This is a genomic window from Streptomyces sp. NPDC098781 (assembly GCF_044759995.1).
Classification (GTDB): Bacteria; Actinomycetota; Actinomycetes; order Streptomycetales; family Streptomycetaceae; genus Streptomyces.
In genome coordinates, this window is the sequence record NZ_JBIWAK010000003.1 from 1,034,062 (window position 1) to 1,050,108 (window position 16,047).

At 70.2% G+C, this 16,047-nt stretch carries 12 protein-coding genes and 1 pseudogene; 9 read left to right on the plus strand and 4 right to left on the minus strand.

What is annotated here, in order from left to right; all coding sequences use genetic code 11:
* Window positions 1-136 precede the first annotated feature (136 nt).
* Window positions 137-1,564, plus strand: a complete 1,428-nt coding sequence (gene rox / locus ACIQWG_RS16395) for a rifampin monooxygenase (protein WP_404095593.1) — start codon at window positions 137-139, stop codon at window positions 1,562-1,564.
* 21 nt (window positions 1,565-1,585) lie between these two features.
* Here rox and ACIQWG_RS16400 read toward each other — a convergent pair whose 3' ends face one another.
* The gene (locus tag ACIQWG_RS16400) at window positions 1,586-2,227 is read right to left on the minus strand and encodes a TMEM175 family protein (protein ID WP_404095596.1); all 642 of its coding nucleotides are present in this window, start codon (window positions 2,225-2,227) and stop codon (window positions 1,586-1,588) included.
* A gap of 346 nt (window positions 2,228-2,573) precedes the next feature.
* On the opposite strand from ACIQWG_RS16400, the pseudogene ACIQWG_RS16405 reads away from it, so the two are divergent.
* The 4 genes and pseudogenes from ACIQWG_RS16405 to ACIQWG_RS16420 form a co-directional block, all read left to right on the plus strand.
* A pseudogene (locus tag ACIQWG_RS16405) lies at window positions 2,574-3,461 on the plus strand (chitinase); the annotation flags it as partial.
* A gap of 144 nt (window positions 3,462-3,605) precedes the next feature.
* The gene (locus ACIQWG_RS16410; protein WP_404095894.1) at window positions 3,606-5,756 is read left to right on the plus strand and encodes an RICIN domain-containing protein; all 2,151 of its coding nucleotides are present in this window, start codon (window positions 3,606-3,608) and stop codon (window positions 5,754-5,756) included.
* 93 nt (window positions 5,757-5,849) lie between these two features.
* Complete coding sequence (locus tag ACIQWG_RS16415) at window positions 5,850-6,959, plus strand: glycoside hydrolase family 19 protein (RefSeq protein WP_404095895.1); 1,110 nt, start codon at window positions 5,850-5,852, stop codon at window positions 6,957-6,959.
* Window positions 6,960-6,972: 13 nt separating this feature from the next.
* A complete protein-coding gene (locus tag ACIQWG_RS16420) occupies window positions 6,973-7,731 on the plus strand; it encodes an NPP1 family protein (protein ID WP_404095599.1) in 759 nt (252 codons plus the stop codon).
* A gap of 62 nt (window positions 7,732-7,793) precedes the next feature.
* On the opposite strand, the gene ACIQWG_RS16425 is transcribed toward ACIQWG_RS16420, so the two are convergent.
* From ACIQWG_RS16425 to ACIQWG_RS16435, 3 genes are all read right to left on the minus strand, one after another.
* The gene (locus ACIQWG_RS16425) at window positions 7,794-9,149 is read right to left on the minus strand and encodes an MFS transporter (protein ID WP_404095601.1); all 1,356 of its coding nucleotides are present in this window, start codon (window positions 9,147-9,149) and stop codon (window positions 7,794-7,796) included.
* A gap of 64 nt (window positions 9,150-9,213) precedes the next feature.
* The gene (locus tag ACIQWG_RS16430; RefSeq protein ID WP_404095604.1) at window positions 9,214-10,689 is read right to left on the minus strand and encodes an NAD-dependent succinate-semialdehyde dehydrogenase; all 1,476 of its coding nucleotides are present in this window, start codon (window positions 10,687-10,689) and stop codon (window positions 9,214-9,216) included.
* 166 nt (window positions 10,690-10,855) lie between these two features.
* Window positions 10,856-11,644, minus strand: coding sequence for an IclR family transcriptional regulator (locus ACIQWG_RS16435; RefSeq protein ID WP_404095607.1), 789 nt, complete (start codon window positions 11,642-11,644; stop codon window positions 10,856-10,858).
* Window positions 11,645-11,872: 228 nt separating this feature from the next.
* Here ACIQWG_RS16435 and fae point away from each other — a divergent pair, with 228 nt between their 5' ends.
* The 4 genes from fae to ACIQWG_RS16455 all read left to right on the plus strand — a co-directional run bounded on the left by fae (window position 11,873) and on the right by ACIQWG_RS16455 (window position 16,039).
* Window positions 11,873-12,412, plus strand: coding sequence for a formaldehyde-activating enzyme (gene fae / locus ACIQWG_RS16440; protein ID WP_404095609.1), 540 nt, complete (start codon window positions 11,873-11,875; stop codon window positions 12,410-12,412).
* The gene (locus tag ACIQWG_RS16445; protein ID WP_404095612.1) at window positions 12,409-13,521 is read left to right on the plus strand and encodes a mandelate racemase/muconate lactonizing enzyme family protein; all 1,113 of its coding nucleotides are present in this window, start codon (window positions 12,409-12,411) and stop codon (window positions 13,519-13,521) included. Before fae ends, ACIQWG_RS16445 begins: the two co-directional genes overlap by 4 nt.
* The gene (locus tag ACIQWG_RS16450; RefSeq protein WP_404095614.1) at window positions 13,518-15,038 is read left to right on the plus strand and encodes an aldehyde dehydrogenase; all 1,521 of its coding nucleotides are present in this window, start codon (window positions 13,518-13,520) and stop codon (window positions 15,036-15,038) included. The genes ACIQWG_RS16445 and ACIQWG_RS16450 overlap by 4 nt, the downstream gene beginning before the upstream one ends.
* Window positions 15,039-15,112: 74 nt before the next feature.
* On the plus strand, window positions 15,113-16,039 hold the full coding sequence (locus tag ACIQWG_RS16455) for an NAD(P)-dependent oxidoreductase (RefSeq protein WP_404095617.1): 927 nt from the start codon (window positions 15,113-15,115) through the stop codon (window positions 16,037-16,039).
* Window positions 16,040-16,047: the final 8 nt, after the last annotated feature.

The window sequence follows — 16,047 nt, forward strand, 5'->3', positions numbered from 1 at the left end:
AAACAGCAAAGGCAAGGAGTCGTTGGATCTCCTTGCCACTCTCAACTTATAGCGCACCGGGGGGCTTGCGGCAAGGTCCCCCTCGTCCCGCACAATCGCCGAACCGAAGCCAGGACCTGCGGAAACGGGGATTGTGATGATCGATGTCGTCATTGCCGGCGGTGGCCCGACCGGCTTGATGCTGGCCTGCGAACTGCGGCTGCACGACGTTCAGGTGGTCGTGCTGGAGAAGCTGACCGAGCCGACCGGGCAGTCCCGGGGGCAGGGGCTGCACGCGCGCAGTGTCGAAGTCATGGACCAGCGCGGGCTCCTGGACCGTTTTCTCGCGGTCAGTGATAAGTTCCAGGTCGGCGGACTCTTCGGCGGCATCGCCAAGCCGTGGCCGGACAGGCTGGACACGGCCCATCCGTACGGCGTCGCCACCCCGCAGCCGGTCACTGAGCGGCTGCTCGAGGAGCGTGCCGGGGAGTTGGGCGTCGACATCCGGCGCGGCCGCGAAGTGGTGGGGCTGAGCCAGGACGGGGACGGGGTGACCGTCGAACTGGCGGACGGCACGCGGCTTCGCTCGCTTTACCTCGTCGGCTGCGACGGCGGACGCAGCCAGGTCCGCAAGCGGCTCGGCGTCGGCTTCCCCGGTGAGGCCGCCACCGTCGAGACGCTGCTGGGCGAGATGGAGCTGACCGAGGATCCGGACCGGATCGCCGCCGTCGTGGCCGAAGTCCGCAGGAGCCAGCTGAGGTTCGGCGCGTCGGCCACCGAGGACGGGCGGTACCGCGTGGTCGTGCCCGCGGCCGGGGTGGCCGAGGACCGGGCGGGCGAGCCGACCCTGGAGGAGTTCAAGGAGCGGTTGCGGGCCGTCGCGGGCACCGACTTCGGCGCGCGTTCGCCGCGCTGGCTCTCCCGGTTCGGCGACGCCACCCGGCAGGCCGAGCGCTACCGGGTCGGCCGGGTGCTGCTGGCCGGGGACGCGGCGCACATCCATCCGCCGACCGGCGGACAGGGGCTCAACCTCGGTGTCCAGGACGCCTTCAACCTCGGCTGGAAGCTGGCCGCCGCGGTCCGGGGCTGGGCGCCGGAGGGGCTGCTGGACACCTACCACGCCGAACGGCACCCGGTGGGCGCCGCCGTACTGGCCAACACCCGTGCGCAGATCACCCTGCTGGGCACCGACCCGGGGGCGACCGCGTTGCGGGACCTGTTCACGAAGCTGATGGACTTCGCGGAAGTGAACCGTTACGTCACCGGGATGATCACCGCCGTCGACGTCCGCTACGACCTCGGCGAGGGCCACGCACTCCTCGGCCGGCGCATGCGGGACCTGAGTCTGAAGCAGGGGCGCCTGTATGAGCTGATGCACACCGGGCGCGGGCTGCTGCTCGACCGGACCGGGCAGCTCTCGGTACGTGACTGGGCGGACCGGGTGGACCATGTCGTCGACGCCGCCGAGGAACTGGACGTCCCTGCCGTACTGCTGCGACCGGACGGCCATGTGGCGTGGGTCGGTGAGGACCAGCGGGGGCTGGACGAGGCACTGGGCCGGTGGTTCGGCGCCGCCGCCGGCTGAGGTCGGGAGGTTCTGCGGGGGTCACTCGGCCGCACCGGCCGGGGTATCGCGTCTGCGCAGCAGCAGCCGTCCCCCGATGGCCAGCAGCCACCAGTATTTGGCGAGGGTGGGCGAGTAGAAGGCCACCGGGACCGAAGTGGCGAAGACCAGGGCCAGCAGGGCGCCATGGCGGATCTCCGCCTTCAGCACCGTGGGGGAGGCGTGCGGGGCCGCCGACGCGGGGTTGACGAGCAGCCTCACGTACATGCCGCACACCAGGGCCACGGCCACGGCGATCGAGCCCGCGTAGCAGGCGGTCGCCGTGGTCGTGTCGCCGTACTCGCTGATCAGCCGGGTCGGGAAGGGCAGTGCCGCGACGAGCGCCAGCAGCACGAAGTAGAGGAGGAGCAGCCAGCGGTCGAGCGCGCTGATCAGGCGGAACAGGGCGTGCTGGGCCAGCCAGAGCGTGCCGATGACGGCGAAGCTGAGCAGATAGGCGCCGATGGTGGGCACGGCATCCCGCAGGGCGTGGGCGACTTGGGCGTCGCGCAGACCGTCCGGGACGGTGATGTCGAGCGCGAGCAGTGTCATCGCGATGGAGAACACCGCGTCGCCGAGGGCGAGGAGTCGTTCGGGACCCACGACCATGTGACGGCGGCGCAGGCCGAAGGGGCGGTTCGTCATATCGGTGCCACCAGGCTGATCGTCGACGGTCGGGGACGGCGGCGGGGCCGGGAAGGCAAGAAGTACCACGTACCGGGGCGGGGCTCCGGGAGGTGAGCGGGCCCGTTCCGGGAGGTCCCTCAACTCATCTCCCCCAATGCTTACTTCACGTCTTGACGGAAGTGGTCCATACCTTTAGGTTCACGGGTCAGCCAGGCACCGCGTGACGCACCGACCGTTCAGAAGGTGAACGCGGACCAGGTTCGCCCACCCCCCACGAAGGGCCCCGCACATGCCCAAGCCTCTTCCCGCGGCGATATCCCTCACCGCCCTAGCCCTCGGCATCAATCTGCTCACCGCGCCCCCCGCACCGGCCGCTCCCTCACCGCCGATGGCCGTGGCGCCGTACCTCTACAACGGATGGGGCAGCCCGCCCGACCCCACCACCGTCAGCGACGCCACCGGCGTCAAGAACTTCACGCTCGCCTTCGTGCTCAGCAACGGCTACTGCGACCCGCAGTGGGACGGCGGCCGGGCCCTGACCGGCGGTGTCGACCAGCGCACGATCGAGACCGTGCGGTCGAACGGCGGTGACGTCGTGCCGTCGTTCGGCGGCTGGAGCGGCAACAAGTTGGAGAGCTCCTGCGCCGACGCGGGAGCACTGGCCGCCGCCTACCAGAAGGTCATCAGCGCCTTCGGGCTCAAGGCCATCGACATCGACCTCGAAGCCGACGCCTACGACAGCCCGACCGTGCAGCAGCGCACCGTCGACGCGCTGAAGAAGGTCAAGGCCGACAACCCCGGTCTGAAGGTGTACATCACCATCGGCACCGGTCAGAACGGCCCCGACACCAGCCTGATCGACCGGGCCGCGGACACCGGTCTGACGGTGGACGCCTGGACGATCATGCCGTTCAACTTCGGCGGCGCGGGCCAGAACATGGGCGAGCTGTCCGTGCGGGCCGCCGAAGGCCTCAAGAGCGCGCTGAAGTCGGCGTACGGCTACAGCGACGATCAGGCCTACCGGTCCATGGGCATCTCGTCGATGAACGGCATCACCGACCAGAACGAGACCGTCACCGTCGCCGACTTCCGCACCATGCTCGCCTACGCCCAGCAACACCACCTGGCCCGGCTCACCTTCTGGTCCGTCAACCGCGACCGCCCCTGCACCGGCGGCCCCGCCGACAGCTGTTCCGGCGTCGGCCAGTCCGACTGGGACTACACCCGCGTCTTCGCCGACTACACCGGCTGAACCAGCCACCCCCACCAGCGACCGCACCTCACCGGCCCTCGGCCGGAACCTCCGTCTCGCTTCGCCCGGCAAGGAGAACCCGTGCCCATCCCGCGTCCGGCGCTCAAGCGCCTCCGCAGATCCACCGCCGTCACCCTCGTCACCCTGGCAGCCGCCTCCCTGCTCACCTCCGCCCCCGCCCCGGCCGGCGCCGCGGAGAGCGCCGCCGCCGCACTGCCCGCCGACTTCGCGACCGTCATGAACGCCGCGAGCGGCCGGTGTCTGGACCCGCGAGCGGCCGGCACCGCCAACGGCACCGTCGTGCAGCAGTACGGCTGCAACGGCTCCACGGCACAGAACTGGAGCTTCACGCCCACCAGTGACGGCTACGTCCGCATCAACAACCGCAACAACACCGGTCAGGTCGTGGACGTCGCCGACGTCTCCACCGCCGACGGCGCACCCGTCCATCTGTGGGCCTACGGCGGCGGTGCCAACCAGCAGTGGCTGCCGGTCGACGAGGGCGGCGGCGTCTACCGCTTCGTCAACCGCAACAGCGGCAAGTGCCTGGACGACCCGGGCGCCTCGCTCGCCGACAGCGTGCAGTTCGTGCAGTACACCTGCAACGGCAGCGCCGCCCAGCGGTTCCAGGTGGTCCCGGTGAACCAGTCGACGGCCAACCCGGACCTCGGCCCGAACGTGGTGGTCTTCGACCCGTCCATGTCGTCCTCGACCATCCAGAACCGGCTGAACTCCATCTTCCAGCAGCAGGAGACCAACCAGTTCGGCTCCCAGCGCTACGCCGTCCTGTTCAAGCCGGGCTCCTACAACGCGAACGTCAACGTCGGCTTCTACACCCAGGTCGCCGGCCTCGGTCTGTCCCCGGACGCGGTCACGATCAACGGCGCGGTGCACGCCGAGGCGGACTGGTTCCCGCCGCAGAACGCCACCCAGAACTTCTGGCGCGGCGCCGAGAACCTGTCCGTCAACCCGACGAACGGCGCCGACCGCTGGGCGGTCTCGCAGGCGTCGGCCTACCGCCGGATGCATCTGCGCGGCAACCTCGCCCTGGACGACGGCGGCTGGTCCAGCGGCGGTCTGCTCGCCGACACCAAGGTCGACGGCCAGGTCAACTCGGGCAGCCAGCAGCAGTGGCTGACCCGCAACTCCCAGCTCGGCAGCTGGACCGGCTCCAACTGGAACATGGTGTTCGTCGGCAGCCAGGGCGTCCCGGGCACCAGCTTCCCCAACCCGCCGTACACCACGGTCGCGCAGACCCCGGTCAGCCGTGAGAAGCCGTTCCTGTACGTCGACGGCGGCGGCGCGTACAAGGTGTTCGTGCCGTCGGTGCGGTCCAACTCCACGGCGACCAGTTGGGCGGGCGGTGCGCCGTCCGGTACGTCGATGTCCCTCGACTCCTTCTACGTCGTGAAGCCGGGCGCGACCGCCGCCGACATCAACGCGGCTCTGGCGGCCGGCAAGAACCTCCTGGTCACCCCGGGTGTCTACCACCTCAACCAGACGCTTCAGGTGAACCGTGCCGACACGGTCGTACTCGGTCTGGGTCTCGCCACGTTCATCCCGGACAACGGCGTCACCGCGATGAAGGTGGCCGACGTGGACGGCGTGAAGATCGCCGGTGTCCTGTTCGACGCCGGCACCACCAACTCGCCCACCCTGATGGAGGTCGGCCCGAGCGGCTCGTCCGCCTCGCACGCCGCCAACCCGACCTCGCTGCACGACGTGTACTTCCGCGTCGGCGGCGCCGCCGTCGGCAAGGCGACCACCAGCCTCGTCATCAACAGCGACAACGTCATCGGCGACCACATGTGGATCTGGCGCGCCGACCACGGGAACGGTGTCGGCTGGAACACCAACACCGGGGACACCGGTCTGATCGTCAACGGCGACAACGTCACCGCGTACGGCCTGTTCGTCGAGCACTACCAGAAGTACCAGACCATCTGGAACGGCAACGGCGGCCGGACGTACTTCTACCAGAACGAGATGCCGTACGACCCGCCCAACCAGGCGGCCTGGATGAACGGCTCCACGCAGGGCTACGCCGCCTACAAGGTCGCGGACTCCGTCACCAGCCACCAGGCCTACGGCCTCGGCAGCTACTGCTTCTTCAACGTCAACCCGGGTGTGACCGCCGAGCGGGCCATCGAGGCGCCGAACAACGCGGGAGTGCGTTTCACCAGCACGGTGACCGTCTCCCTCGGCGGTACGGGCACCATCCGGCACGTCGTCAACAACACGGGTGGCCCGTCCAACTCCACGACCAACGTGGCCAATCTGAAGAGCTACCCGTAACGCGCCACTGAGCTCCACCGTCGGCCGCCCCTCGTCCCGAGGGGCGGCCGATCCACCCCCCGACACCTCCAGGGAGCGTCCCCAACCATGTCCATGACCCAGCTCAGACCCCGCCTCGCGGTCTTCGCCGTGCTCTCCGCCGTCCTCACCGCGCTGTTCACCGTGACCCCCGCCCAGGCCGCCGACGGCACGATCACCGGGCTCGCCGGCAAGTGCGTCGACGTGGCGGGCGCGAGCAACGCCAACGGCACCGCCGTACAGCTCTACGACTGCAACGGTACCGGCGCCCAGATCTGGTCCAACTCCGGTGACGGGACGCTGCGCGCGCTCGGCAAGTGTCTCGACGTCGTCGACCGGAGCACCGCCGACGGTGCCGCCGTCCAGCTGTGGGACTGCTCGGGCGGCGCCAACCAGCAGTGGGTCGTCACCGGTGCGCGCGACATCGTCAACCCGGCCGCGAACAAGTGCCTGGACGTGCGGGAGAACAACAGCGCCAACGGCACCCGGCTACAGATCTGGAGCTGCACCGGCGCCGCCAACCAGAAGTGGAACGCGCCCGCGAGCGGAGGCAACGGCAACCCGTCGGGCTTCGTGGTGACCGAGGCGCAGTTCAACCAGATGTTCCCGAACCGGAATTCGTTCTACACGTACAGCGGTCTGACCGCCGCGCTGAGCGCCTACCCGGGATTCGCCACCACCGGCAGCGACACGGTGAAGAAGCAGGAGGCCGCGGCCTTCCTGGCCAACGTCAACCACGAGACCGGCGGGCTCGTCCACATCGTCGAACAGAACACCGCCAACTACCCCCACTACTGCGACTGGAGCCGGCCCTACGGCTGTCCGGCGGGGCAGGCCGCCTACTACGGCCGCGGTCCGATCCAGCTGTCGTGGAACTTCAACTACAAGGCCGCCGGTGACGCGCTCGGCATCGATCTGCTCAACAACCCCTGGCGGGTGCAGAACGAGTCGGCCGTCGCCTGGAAGACCGGCCTCTGGTACTGGAACACCCAGTCCGGCCCCGGCACCATGACCCCCCACAACGCCATGGTCAACCAGGCCGGCTTCGGCCAGACCATCCGCTCCATCAACGGCTCCCTGGAGTGCGACGGCAAGAACCCGGCCCAGGTGCAGAGCCGCGTCGACGCATACAACCGGTTCACCTCGATCCTCGGCGTCTCGCCGGGCGGCAACCTCTACTGCTGAACCGGGAGCCGTGATGCGCAAGTCGAGCACCCTCGTGATGGCCGTTCTCGGTGCGATGACACTCGTTGTGGCCCTCCCCGCGAGCGCCCAGGCGAGTGTCCTGACCCTGCTGCCCCAGAACGCCGACGGCCTGGAGCAGACGTTCTCCCCGGCCTACGACTACGACGGCGACGGCTGTTACGCCACGGCCGCCATCGGAGCCGACGGGACCCTCAACCCGGGTCTCAGGCTCGGCGGTGACGTCAACGGCAAGTGCCATGACTACGCCCAGCTGGCGAACGCCAACACCTATTCGCGCGCGAAGTGCAACAACGGCTGGTGCGCGGTGATGTACGCCAGCTACTTCGAGAAGGACCAGATCACCCTCGGTCCGGCGGCACTGGGGCACACCCACGACTGGGAACACGTCATCGTGTGGGTCAAGGACAACCAGGCCGAGTACGTGTCGGTGTCCCAGCACAACACCTACCAACTGGCGGCCCGTTCGGCGATCCGCTTCGACGGCACCCATCCGAAGATCGTCTATCACAAGGACGGCGTCTCCAGTCACTGCTTCCGGTTCGCCAACGCCAACGACGAACCCGCGGAGAACGCCACCGGCAACTGGTTCTTCCCCCGCCTGGTCGGCTGGAACGGCTATCCGGCCGGGTACCGCGACAAGCTCATGAGCGCCGACTTCGGATCGGCCACCGTCAAGATCGACGACGGCGACTTCCAGTGGGCGCTCAACTACGCGAAGCCGTCCGGGATCCCCTTCGACGCCTACGCCTGACGCTCGACGGCGCACGGCCCCGCAGGCGTTCGCCTGCGGGGCCGTCGCTTCTCGTGCGGTGGCTAGGCTCCGCGTGCCTTGCGCGCCGCCCGGGCGAGGTCCATGTCGGTGGTCTCCGGGGCGAGGAACTGCGAGACCAAACCGCCCAGCGCGAGCACTCCCGCACCGATCAGCAGCACGAACTCCGCCCCGTACCGGTCCAGGCCCATCGGCAGCAGGAAGGTGCCGATGGCCGCGCCGACCCGGCTCATCGCGGTGGCGAAGCCGACACCGGTGGTGCGCAGGGAGGTCGGGAAGACCTCCAGCGGATAGATGGCGGTCAGTGCGCTCGAGGCGGCGTTGAGGAAGATGAAGAACAGGAAGCCGCCGACGATGACCGGGGTGGACGTGGGCCACAACGCGACCAGGGCGAGAGCGCCGGCGGTGATCCAGAAGGGCGGGATGAGCAGCCTGCGCCGGCCGATCCGGTCGACGACGAGACAGCCCGCCGTCACGCCGGCCACCGCGGTGAAGGAGTAGACGAGCAGCGCCGCGACCGCGTTGTCCCCCATGTTCAGCGCTTCGAACACCTGGGTCCAGAAGGTGCCGATGGCGAAGTACGGCAGGACGAGCGCCGCCCAGAAGACGCTGGCGAACACCGTGCTGCGCAGGTGCCGCCGGCTGAACAGGGCCCGGAACCCCTCCCGCGCGGGCGCTTGGGACTCGTCGATTTCGGCGGCGACGTCCACCTCGATGCCGTACTTCTCGATCAGCGCCTCGGCCTCCTCGCGGCGCCCCCTGCTCAGCAGCCAGCGTGCCGACTCCGGGATGCCGCCGCGCAGCGCGACGCACACCACGGCGATCACCGCGCTGCTGGACAGGGACCACCGCCAGCCGCCGTCGACGTCCGCGAACAGGGCACCGACGACCGTCGCCAGCGCGTAGCCGACGTACCAGCTGATCTCCAGGCTGGCCAGCAGCCGGCCGCGGCCGTGCCGGGGCGCGTACTCGGACAGCAGGGGCGCGCCGATCGCGTACTCGCCGCCGATCGCGACGCCCATCAGCAGGCGGATGAGGAAGAGCTGGGTTCCGTCGGTGACGAAGAACTGAAGGACCGAGCCGATCAGGAAGATCAGCATGTCGACGAGGAACACCGGGCGCCGCCCGAAGCGGTCGGCGAGCCGGCCGAAGAGCGGTCCGCCGATGAAGATGCCGATCAGCGGGGACGCGCCGACCAGTCCCTGCATGAAGGTGGACAGGTGGAGGTCGGTGGTGAGCGCGGCCATCGCCATGCCTATGCCGCCGATGATGTAGCCGTCGATGCCCTGCCCGATCTGCGTGGCGAGCTTCAACTTGATGTGCAGACGACGGCGTTCGCGGTCGTGCCCGGAGACCTCAGGAGTACTGGGCTGGTGCTGGGTCGCAGGCGTCATTGCCATGGGCGGTCCTTGTCATGAGCGGCGGGAGAGCGGAGAGGTGGGGCGGGGAGGCGAGGGGCGAGGATCACAGGGGCCAGTCGAGGGCGATGTACTGCGTCTCCAGGAAGGCCTCGATGCCCTCCCGGCCGCCCTCCCTGCCGAGGCCGGACTGCTTGACGCCGCCGAACGGGGCCGCGGGGTCGGACAGCAGCCCGCGGTTGACGCCGACCATGCCGGCCTCCAGGCGTTCGGCGATGCGCAGCGCACGGCCGACGTCGCGGGAGTAGACGTACGAGGCGAGGCCGTGGACCGTGGCGTTGGCACGGGTGAGCATCTCGTCCTCGTCGGTGAAGGTGGTGAGCGGCGCGACCGGGCCGAAGACCTCTTCGTGCAGGAGGCGGGCGTCGTCGGGGACGTCCACGAGGACGGTCGCGGGGTGGAAGTGGCCGGGTCCTTCGGGTGTCTCGCCCTGCGCGGCGATCCGCGCGCCGCGCGCCAGGGCGTCGTCGACGAGGGAACGGATCTTGTCGACGGCCGCCCCGTTGATCATGGGGCCGAGGGCGACGCCGTCCTCCAGGCCGGGTCCGACGCGTACGGCGGCCATGGCGGCCCCGAACTTCTCGGTGAACTCGGCGGCGACGGACTCGTGGACGTAGAACCGGTTGGCGGCGATGCAGACCTCGCCGCCGCCGCGCATCTTGGCGTCCATCGCGCCGCTCACGGCCGCGTCGACGTCGGCGTCCGCGCAGACGACGAACGGGGCGTTGCCGCCGAGCTCCATGGTGACGTTGACGACGTTCGCCGCCGCCTGCTCCAGGAGCAGCTTGCCGGTGGCGGTGGAGCCGGTGAAGGAGAACTTGCGGACCCGTTCGTCGCCGAGCCAGGCGGCGACGACCTCGGGGGCGCGGTCGGTCGGCAGGACGTTCAACAGGCCGTCGGGCAGGCCGGCTTCGGCGAGCAGCGCGGCGACGGCGAGGGCGGTGAGCGGGGTCTCCGGGGCGGGCTTGAGGAGCACGGGGCAGCCTGCCGCGAGCGCCGGGGCGATCTTTCGGGTGGCCATGGCGGCCGGGAAGTTCCAGGGGGTGACGAATGCGGTGACGCCGACGGGGTGCTTGCGTACGACATGCCGGTAGCCGCCGGCCGGGGCGTCCCCGAAGGAGGAGCCGACGCGGACCGCTTCCTCGGCGAACCAGCGGAAGAACTCGGCGGCGTAACCGACTTCGGCCGCCGCGTCCCGGTAGGCCTTGCCGTTCTCCAGCACGATCAGCCGGGCGAGAGCGTCCTTGTTCTCATGCATCAGTTCGAAGGTGCGGTGCAGGATCTCCGAGCGCCGCCGGGGCGGTGTCGCACGCCAGCCGGCTGCGGCGGCCACGGCCGCCTCGGTCGCCGCGCGGGCGTCCTCCGGGCCCGCCGAGGAGACCTCGCGGATCAGTTCGCCGGTGGCCGGGTCGTGGACGGGACAGGTCCGTCCGTCGGCGGCCGGCAGCCATCGGCCGCCGAGGAACACATCGCCTTCCGCGAGCGGGGCCTTGGCCAGGAGATCGATACCGGCGAGGTTCATGAGCTGCTCATTTCTCCGTTCCGGACGGGGCTGTCCGATGCGCGGTGAATTTACGAGCGCGTCATACGGCGGACAAGGCCACTCCGGCGGATCGAAACGGGGGTTGCTCTGAGGGCAACTCGCCGATCATGGCCGGGAGTACGGGCGTACGGGCGGGCCGCGGCCGTCAGGTCAGCCGGGCCCGCACCTGCGGAGTGCGCCGCGGCTCCCAGCCCAGCAGCGACGACACCCGTGCCGCCGCCCGGGCCGTGGTACGCCCCGCCTCGTCGAGACGGTCGCCGAGCCGGGCCTTGGGGGCGGAGATGTTGATGGCCGCGACGACCCGGCCCCGGAAGTCCCGCACCGGCGCCGACACGCCGACCAGCCCCTCCTCGAACTCCTCGCTCACCCGCGCGTACCCCTGCCGCCTGGCGTCCTGGATGAGCGACCACAGCTCCTGCACCGGCATCTCACCGGTCGTGCCGAAGCGGACGTACAGCTCGTCCGGGGTCGCGTCGGCGAGCAGCATGCGACCGGCGGACAGCCGCCAGGCGGGCACTCCGCGCCCCTCCCAGCCGTGGACGCGGAAGGAGTGTCCGGAGACCGACAGCAGGGTGAGGACCTCGCGGTCGCTGAGCACGCACAGATGGCTGGTCTCCTCCAGGTCCGCGGACAGCGTGTGCATGACCGGTTCGGCCACCCGCACCAGCCGGCTCTCGGAGGTCCGGGCCACCAGGGAGAACAGCCGCCAGCCCAGGCGGTACTCCAGGGTGTCCGGGTCGCGCTCGACGATGCCCTCGGCGGCGAGTGCCTTCAGGGCCCGGGAGACCTGGGTCTTCTCCCGGCCGACCAGCTGGGCGAGGCGGACCACGCCGAGGCCGCCGGCGTTCTGCGCCTCGTCGGAGGCGAGGGCCTCCAGCAGGTCGATGTCCCGGCGCAGGCCATGTCCGCGGGAGGCCGAGGAAGAGTCGGTCACGGGGCCATCGTATGCGCGCCCTGGGGTAGGGGAACCCCCAGGTCAGACCGGAAGTTGTCAGGAGAGCAACGGGCATTTCGATTCCCGCGAGCGCCTTGCGAGGGGATGCCGTCGGACCTAGATTCGCCGCATCGGGCCGGATGAACTGCGAGGTATGCGAGCTTTGCTCTCACCCCGCCGACCCCAGGTCCACCGCCGCTCCCCGCTCCCGGAGATCCAGGAGATTCCATGCCTTCGCCCTTTGCCCCGACCGCGCTCATCGGCGAGTCCTTCGTCGGTGAGGGCGCCAACGCCGCGCACACGAACATCGTGATCGGACGCAAGGGCGGCCCCGTCGAGACCGCCTGGGCGACGGCGCTGGCCACCCCGAGCGCCGGGCACGTCCCGTTCATGACGGTCGTACGGCCGTCCGTACCGGTGAAGCCCCTGACGCTGTTCGTGGCCAAGGCCGCCGCGGAGGGCGAGCTGCACCAGCGGGCCACCTGGGGCTCGGCGCAGGCCGGCCTCGCCCAGGGCGTCGCGGACGCGGTCGACGAGGGTCTGGTCCCGGCCGAGGAGGCCGACGACCTGCTGATCATCGCCGCGGTGTGGGTCAACCCGGCCGTCGACGACCTGGACGTCTCCTTCCGCAACCAGCGCGCCGCCGCGTACGGCGCGGTACGGGCCGCGGTGACCGGTACACCCACCGTCACGGAGATCCAGGCCGCCGCGAAGGAAGGCCCGGCCAACCCGTTCTACACGCCGACCGCCGAGGTGCTCGCCCGATGAAGATCACCGACATCACCCTGGACCGGCTTCGCCTGGAGCTGGACCCGCCCTTCCGTGCCGCCTGGGACCCGGAGCCGCGCCGCGCCTTCGACGCCACGATCGTCCGTGTCCACACCGACGAGGGTGTCACCGGCATCGGCTCCGGCGATCTGATGGACGGCTTCGAGACGTACAAACACCTGTTCGTCGGTGAGGACCCGCTCGACATCACCCGGCACGTGAAGGCGATCGAGACCGCGAACTTCCACGGAGCGCACTACTGGCCCCTGGAGGCCGCGCTGTGGGACATCATCGGCAAGGTGCACGGCCGCCCGGTGTCGGAGCTCTTCGGCAACGCGGCGAAGAAGCTCCCCGCCTACGCCTCCTCCGGCGAGCTCAAGTCCCCCGAGGAGCGGGTCGCCACCGCCCTGAAGGTCCGCGAGGCAGGCTTCCGCGCCCTGAAGATCCGGATCGACCGGAACCGGATCGACGAGGGCGTCGCCGCGGTGCGCGCCGTACGCGAGGAGCTCGGGGCCGACTTCGAGATCATGGTCGACCTCAACCAGTCCTGGCGGATGGCGGGCGACACGGCGAACGCCTCCGACCTCGCGAAGACCCGCAAGACCATCGCCCGCCTCGCCGAGCTCGACGTGTTCTGGGTCGAGGAGCCGCTGCCGTACGCCGACCTGGACGGCTTCAAGCGGCTGCGCGCGGAGAACCCCGGTGTGCGGATCGCCGCCGGCGAGATGCACCACTCCCCCACTGAGCTGCTGCGCTATCTCGAAGAGGACGCCCTCGACATCTACCAGATGGACGTGGTGCTCGCGATCGGCATGCAGCGCGCCCGCACCCTGGCCGAGCTGGCGCAGCTGAAGCACCGTCAGTTCACCCCGCACAGCTGGACCAACGGCATCGGCGTGCTCGCCAATCTGCATGTCGCCGCGGGCGTCGGCGGCGGCCCCTACTTCGAGTTCCCCTACGACCCGCCCGGCTGGACCCCCGAGCGCCGCGACTTCATGCTCGCCGAACCGGTCCGCGTGAACGCCGAGGGCGACCTGGAGGTCCCGGACAAGCCGGGTCTGGGCGTAGAGCTGGACGAGGACGCGATCGACCGTTGGAGGATCAAGTGACGTACACGATCGACGAGTTGCTGGCACGCTCCTACGACGACTGGCTGGCCGCCGCGGGCAAGCTCTCCTTCGAGACGCGTCCGTTCATCGACGGTGCCTTCACCGACGCGGCCTCCGGTGACAGCTTCACCAGCGTCTCGCCGCGTGACGGTGCGGTGCTGGCCGAGGTGCAGGCCGCGGGGGCCGAGGACGTGGACCGGGCGGTACGTTCCGCGCGGGCCGCATTCGAGGACGGCCGCTGGCGGGAGCTCGCGCCCAGGGAGCGCAAGCGGATCCTGCTGCGCTGGGCCGAGCTGATCCGCGCGAACGCCGAGGAACTGGCCCTGCTCGACACGCTGGAGATGGGCAAGCCGATCACCGAGTCGGTGCGCATCGACGTGGACAAGGCCGCCGAGACCATCGCCTGGTACGCCGAGACCCTCGACAAGACCTACGACGAGGTGGCCCCCACCCCCGGCGACGCGCTGGCGCTGATCACCCGTGAGCCGCTGGGCGTCATCGGTGCGGTCGTGCCGTGGAACTACGCGCTGCTGATCACCAGTTGGAAGCTGGGCCCGGCGCTCGCCACCGGCAACAGCGTCGTGCTGAAGCCCGCCGAGCAGACCTCGCTCGCCGCTCTGCGGCTCGCCGCGCTGGCCACCGAGGCGGGACTGCCCGACGGCGTGCTCAATGTGGTCCCCGGGCGGGGCGAGATCGCGGGGCAGGCCCTCGGCCGGCACCCCGAGGTCGACAAGATCGCCTTCACCGGCTCGGCGGAGGTGGCCCGCCTCTTCCAGGTGTACGCGGGCGAGTCCAACGGCAAGCAGGTCGCCGTGGAGGCCGGCGGCAAGTCGCCGCAGCTGGTGCTGGCCGACGCCGACATCGACGCCGCCGCGTCCGCCGTGGCCTGGGGGATCTTCTACAACGCGGGGCAGACCTGCAACGCCGGTTCGCGGGTCGTCGTCCACGCGTCGGTCAAGGACCGGCTCCTGGACGCCGTACGGAGGATCACCGCCGAGACCTTCCGCGTCGGGGACCCGCTGGACCCGGCCACCGTGATGGGTCCGATCGTCGACGAGGGCCAACTGGCCAAGATCCTGGGCTACATCGAGCGCGGGAAGCAGGACGGTGCGCGCGTTCTGCTGGGCGGCGGGCGCACACTCACCGAATCCGGCGGCACCTTCGTCGAACCGACCGTGCTGGACGGCGTGGACAACACGTCCGTCGTCGGCCAGGAGGAGATCTTCGGCCCGGTGCTGGCCGTCGTCTCCTACGACGGTGACGTCGACGAGGGCGTACGGCTGGCGAACCAGAGCGACTTCGGGCTCGTCGCCTCCGTCTGGACCCGGGACGTGAAGGTCGCCCACCGCACCGCCCGGCGGCTGCGGGCCGGCACGGTGTGGATCAACACCTTCGACGCCAGCGACGTCATCACCCCCTTCGGCGGCTTCAAGGCCACCGGCGCCGGCCGCGACAAGTCCCTGCACGCGCTCGACGCGTACACAGCCCTCAAGACCACCTGGATCGACCTGGCCTGAACGGCCGTACCCCTTCCACCTGCACCTCCCCTTCCACCCGTACATCCCTTCACCGGTACATAGCGAGGACATCGATGAGGATCGGTTTCATCGGCCTGGGCAACATGGGAAGCCACATGGCCCGCCATCTGATCCACGCGGGACACCTGGTCACCGTGCACGACTCCAGGCCCGAGGCCGCCGTCGGGCATCTGGCGCTCGGCGCCCGCTGGGCCGACACCCCGGCGGAGTGCGCGGCCGACGCCGAACTGCTGATCACGATGCTGCCGAACCCGCGCATCGTCGAGGAGGTGCTGCTGCGCGGCGGCGCCGCCGAGGCCCTGCCCGAGGGTGCCCTGTGGGTCGACATGTCGACCTCGACCCCGGCCGCCGCGGACCGGATCGCCGCCGAGGTGCTGGACCGGCGCGGCGTGCGCCGGCTCGACGCCCCCGTCAGCGGCATGGCGCACGGCGCCGAGGCGGGCCGGTTGCAGATATTCGTCGGCGGTACGGTGGACGACTTCCGTATGTGCCTGCCGGTGTTCGAGACCGTCGGCGACCCCGACAAGGTGCTGCACGTGGGCCCCCTCGGAGCCGGCTACACGGTCAAACTGATGATCAACCTGCTGTGGTTCACGCACCTCGTCGCCTCGTCCGAGGTGCTGGCCATGGGCACCAAGGCGGGCGTGGACCTCGGCGTACTGCGCGCCTCGCTGCTCGCCAGCCCCGCCGCCTCGCAGTTCCTGGAGCACGACGTGCTGTCCGTGCTGGTCGACGGCGACTACGACGACTCGTTCGCCATGGCCCTCGCCTGCAAGGACCTCGGCCTCGCCGTCGATCTCGGCCGCGACGTGGGGGTCTCCACCGAACTGTCCGCTCTCGTGGAGCAGATCTTCCGCCGCTCCCGGGCCCAGCACGGCGACCTGGCCGGGGAGATGAGCCCGGTCCGTCTGTACGAGGCGCTGGCCGGACGGGAGTTCCGCCTCCCCCGCCCGGAGGAGGCCCTGCTGAGCACCGCCTGATCCACCGG

What these genes read in the sequence shown, in the direction of transcription:
- rox (WP_404095593.1), top strand. Translation starts at nt 137, where the DNA reads ATGATCGATGTCGTCATTGCCGGCGGTGGCCCGACCGGCTTGATGCTG.
- ACIQWG_RS16400 (WP_404095596.1), bottom strand. Translation starts at nt 2,227, where the DNA reads ATGACGAACCGCCCCTTCGGCCTGCGCCGCCGTCACATGGTCGTGGGT.
- ACIQWG_RS16415 (WP_404095895.1), top strand. Translation starts at nt 5,850, where the DNA reads ATGACCCAGCTCAGACCCCGCCTCGCGGTCTTCGCCGTGCTCTCCGCC.
- ACIQWG_RS16420 (WP_404095599.1), top strand. Translation starts at nt 6,973, where the DNA reads ATGCGCAAGTCGAGCACCCTCGTGATGGCCGTTCTCGGTGCGATGACA.
- ACIQWG_RS16425 (WP_404095601.1), bottom strand. Translation starts at nt 9,149, where the DNA reads ATGGCAATGACGCCTGCGACCCAGCACCAGCCCAGTACTCCTGAGGTC.
- ACIQWG_RS16430 (WP_404095604.1), bottom strand. Translation starts at nt 10,689, where the DNA reads ATGAACCTCGCCGGTATCGATCTCCTGGCCAAGGCCCCGCTCGCGGAA.
- fae (WP_404095609.1), top strand. Translation starts at nt 11,873, where the DNA reads ATGCCTTCGCCCTTTGCCCCGACCGCGCTCATCGGCGAGTCCTTCGTC.
- ACIQWG_RS16445 (WP_404095612.1), top strand. Translation starts at nt 12,409, where the DNA reads ATGAAGATCACCGACATCACCCTGGACCGGCTTCGCCTGGAGCTGGAC.
- ACIQWG_RS16455 (WP_404095617.1), top strand. Translation starts at nt 15,113, where the DNA reads ATGAGGATCGGTTTCATCGGCCTGGGCAACATGGGAAGCCACATGGCC.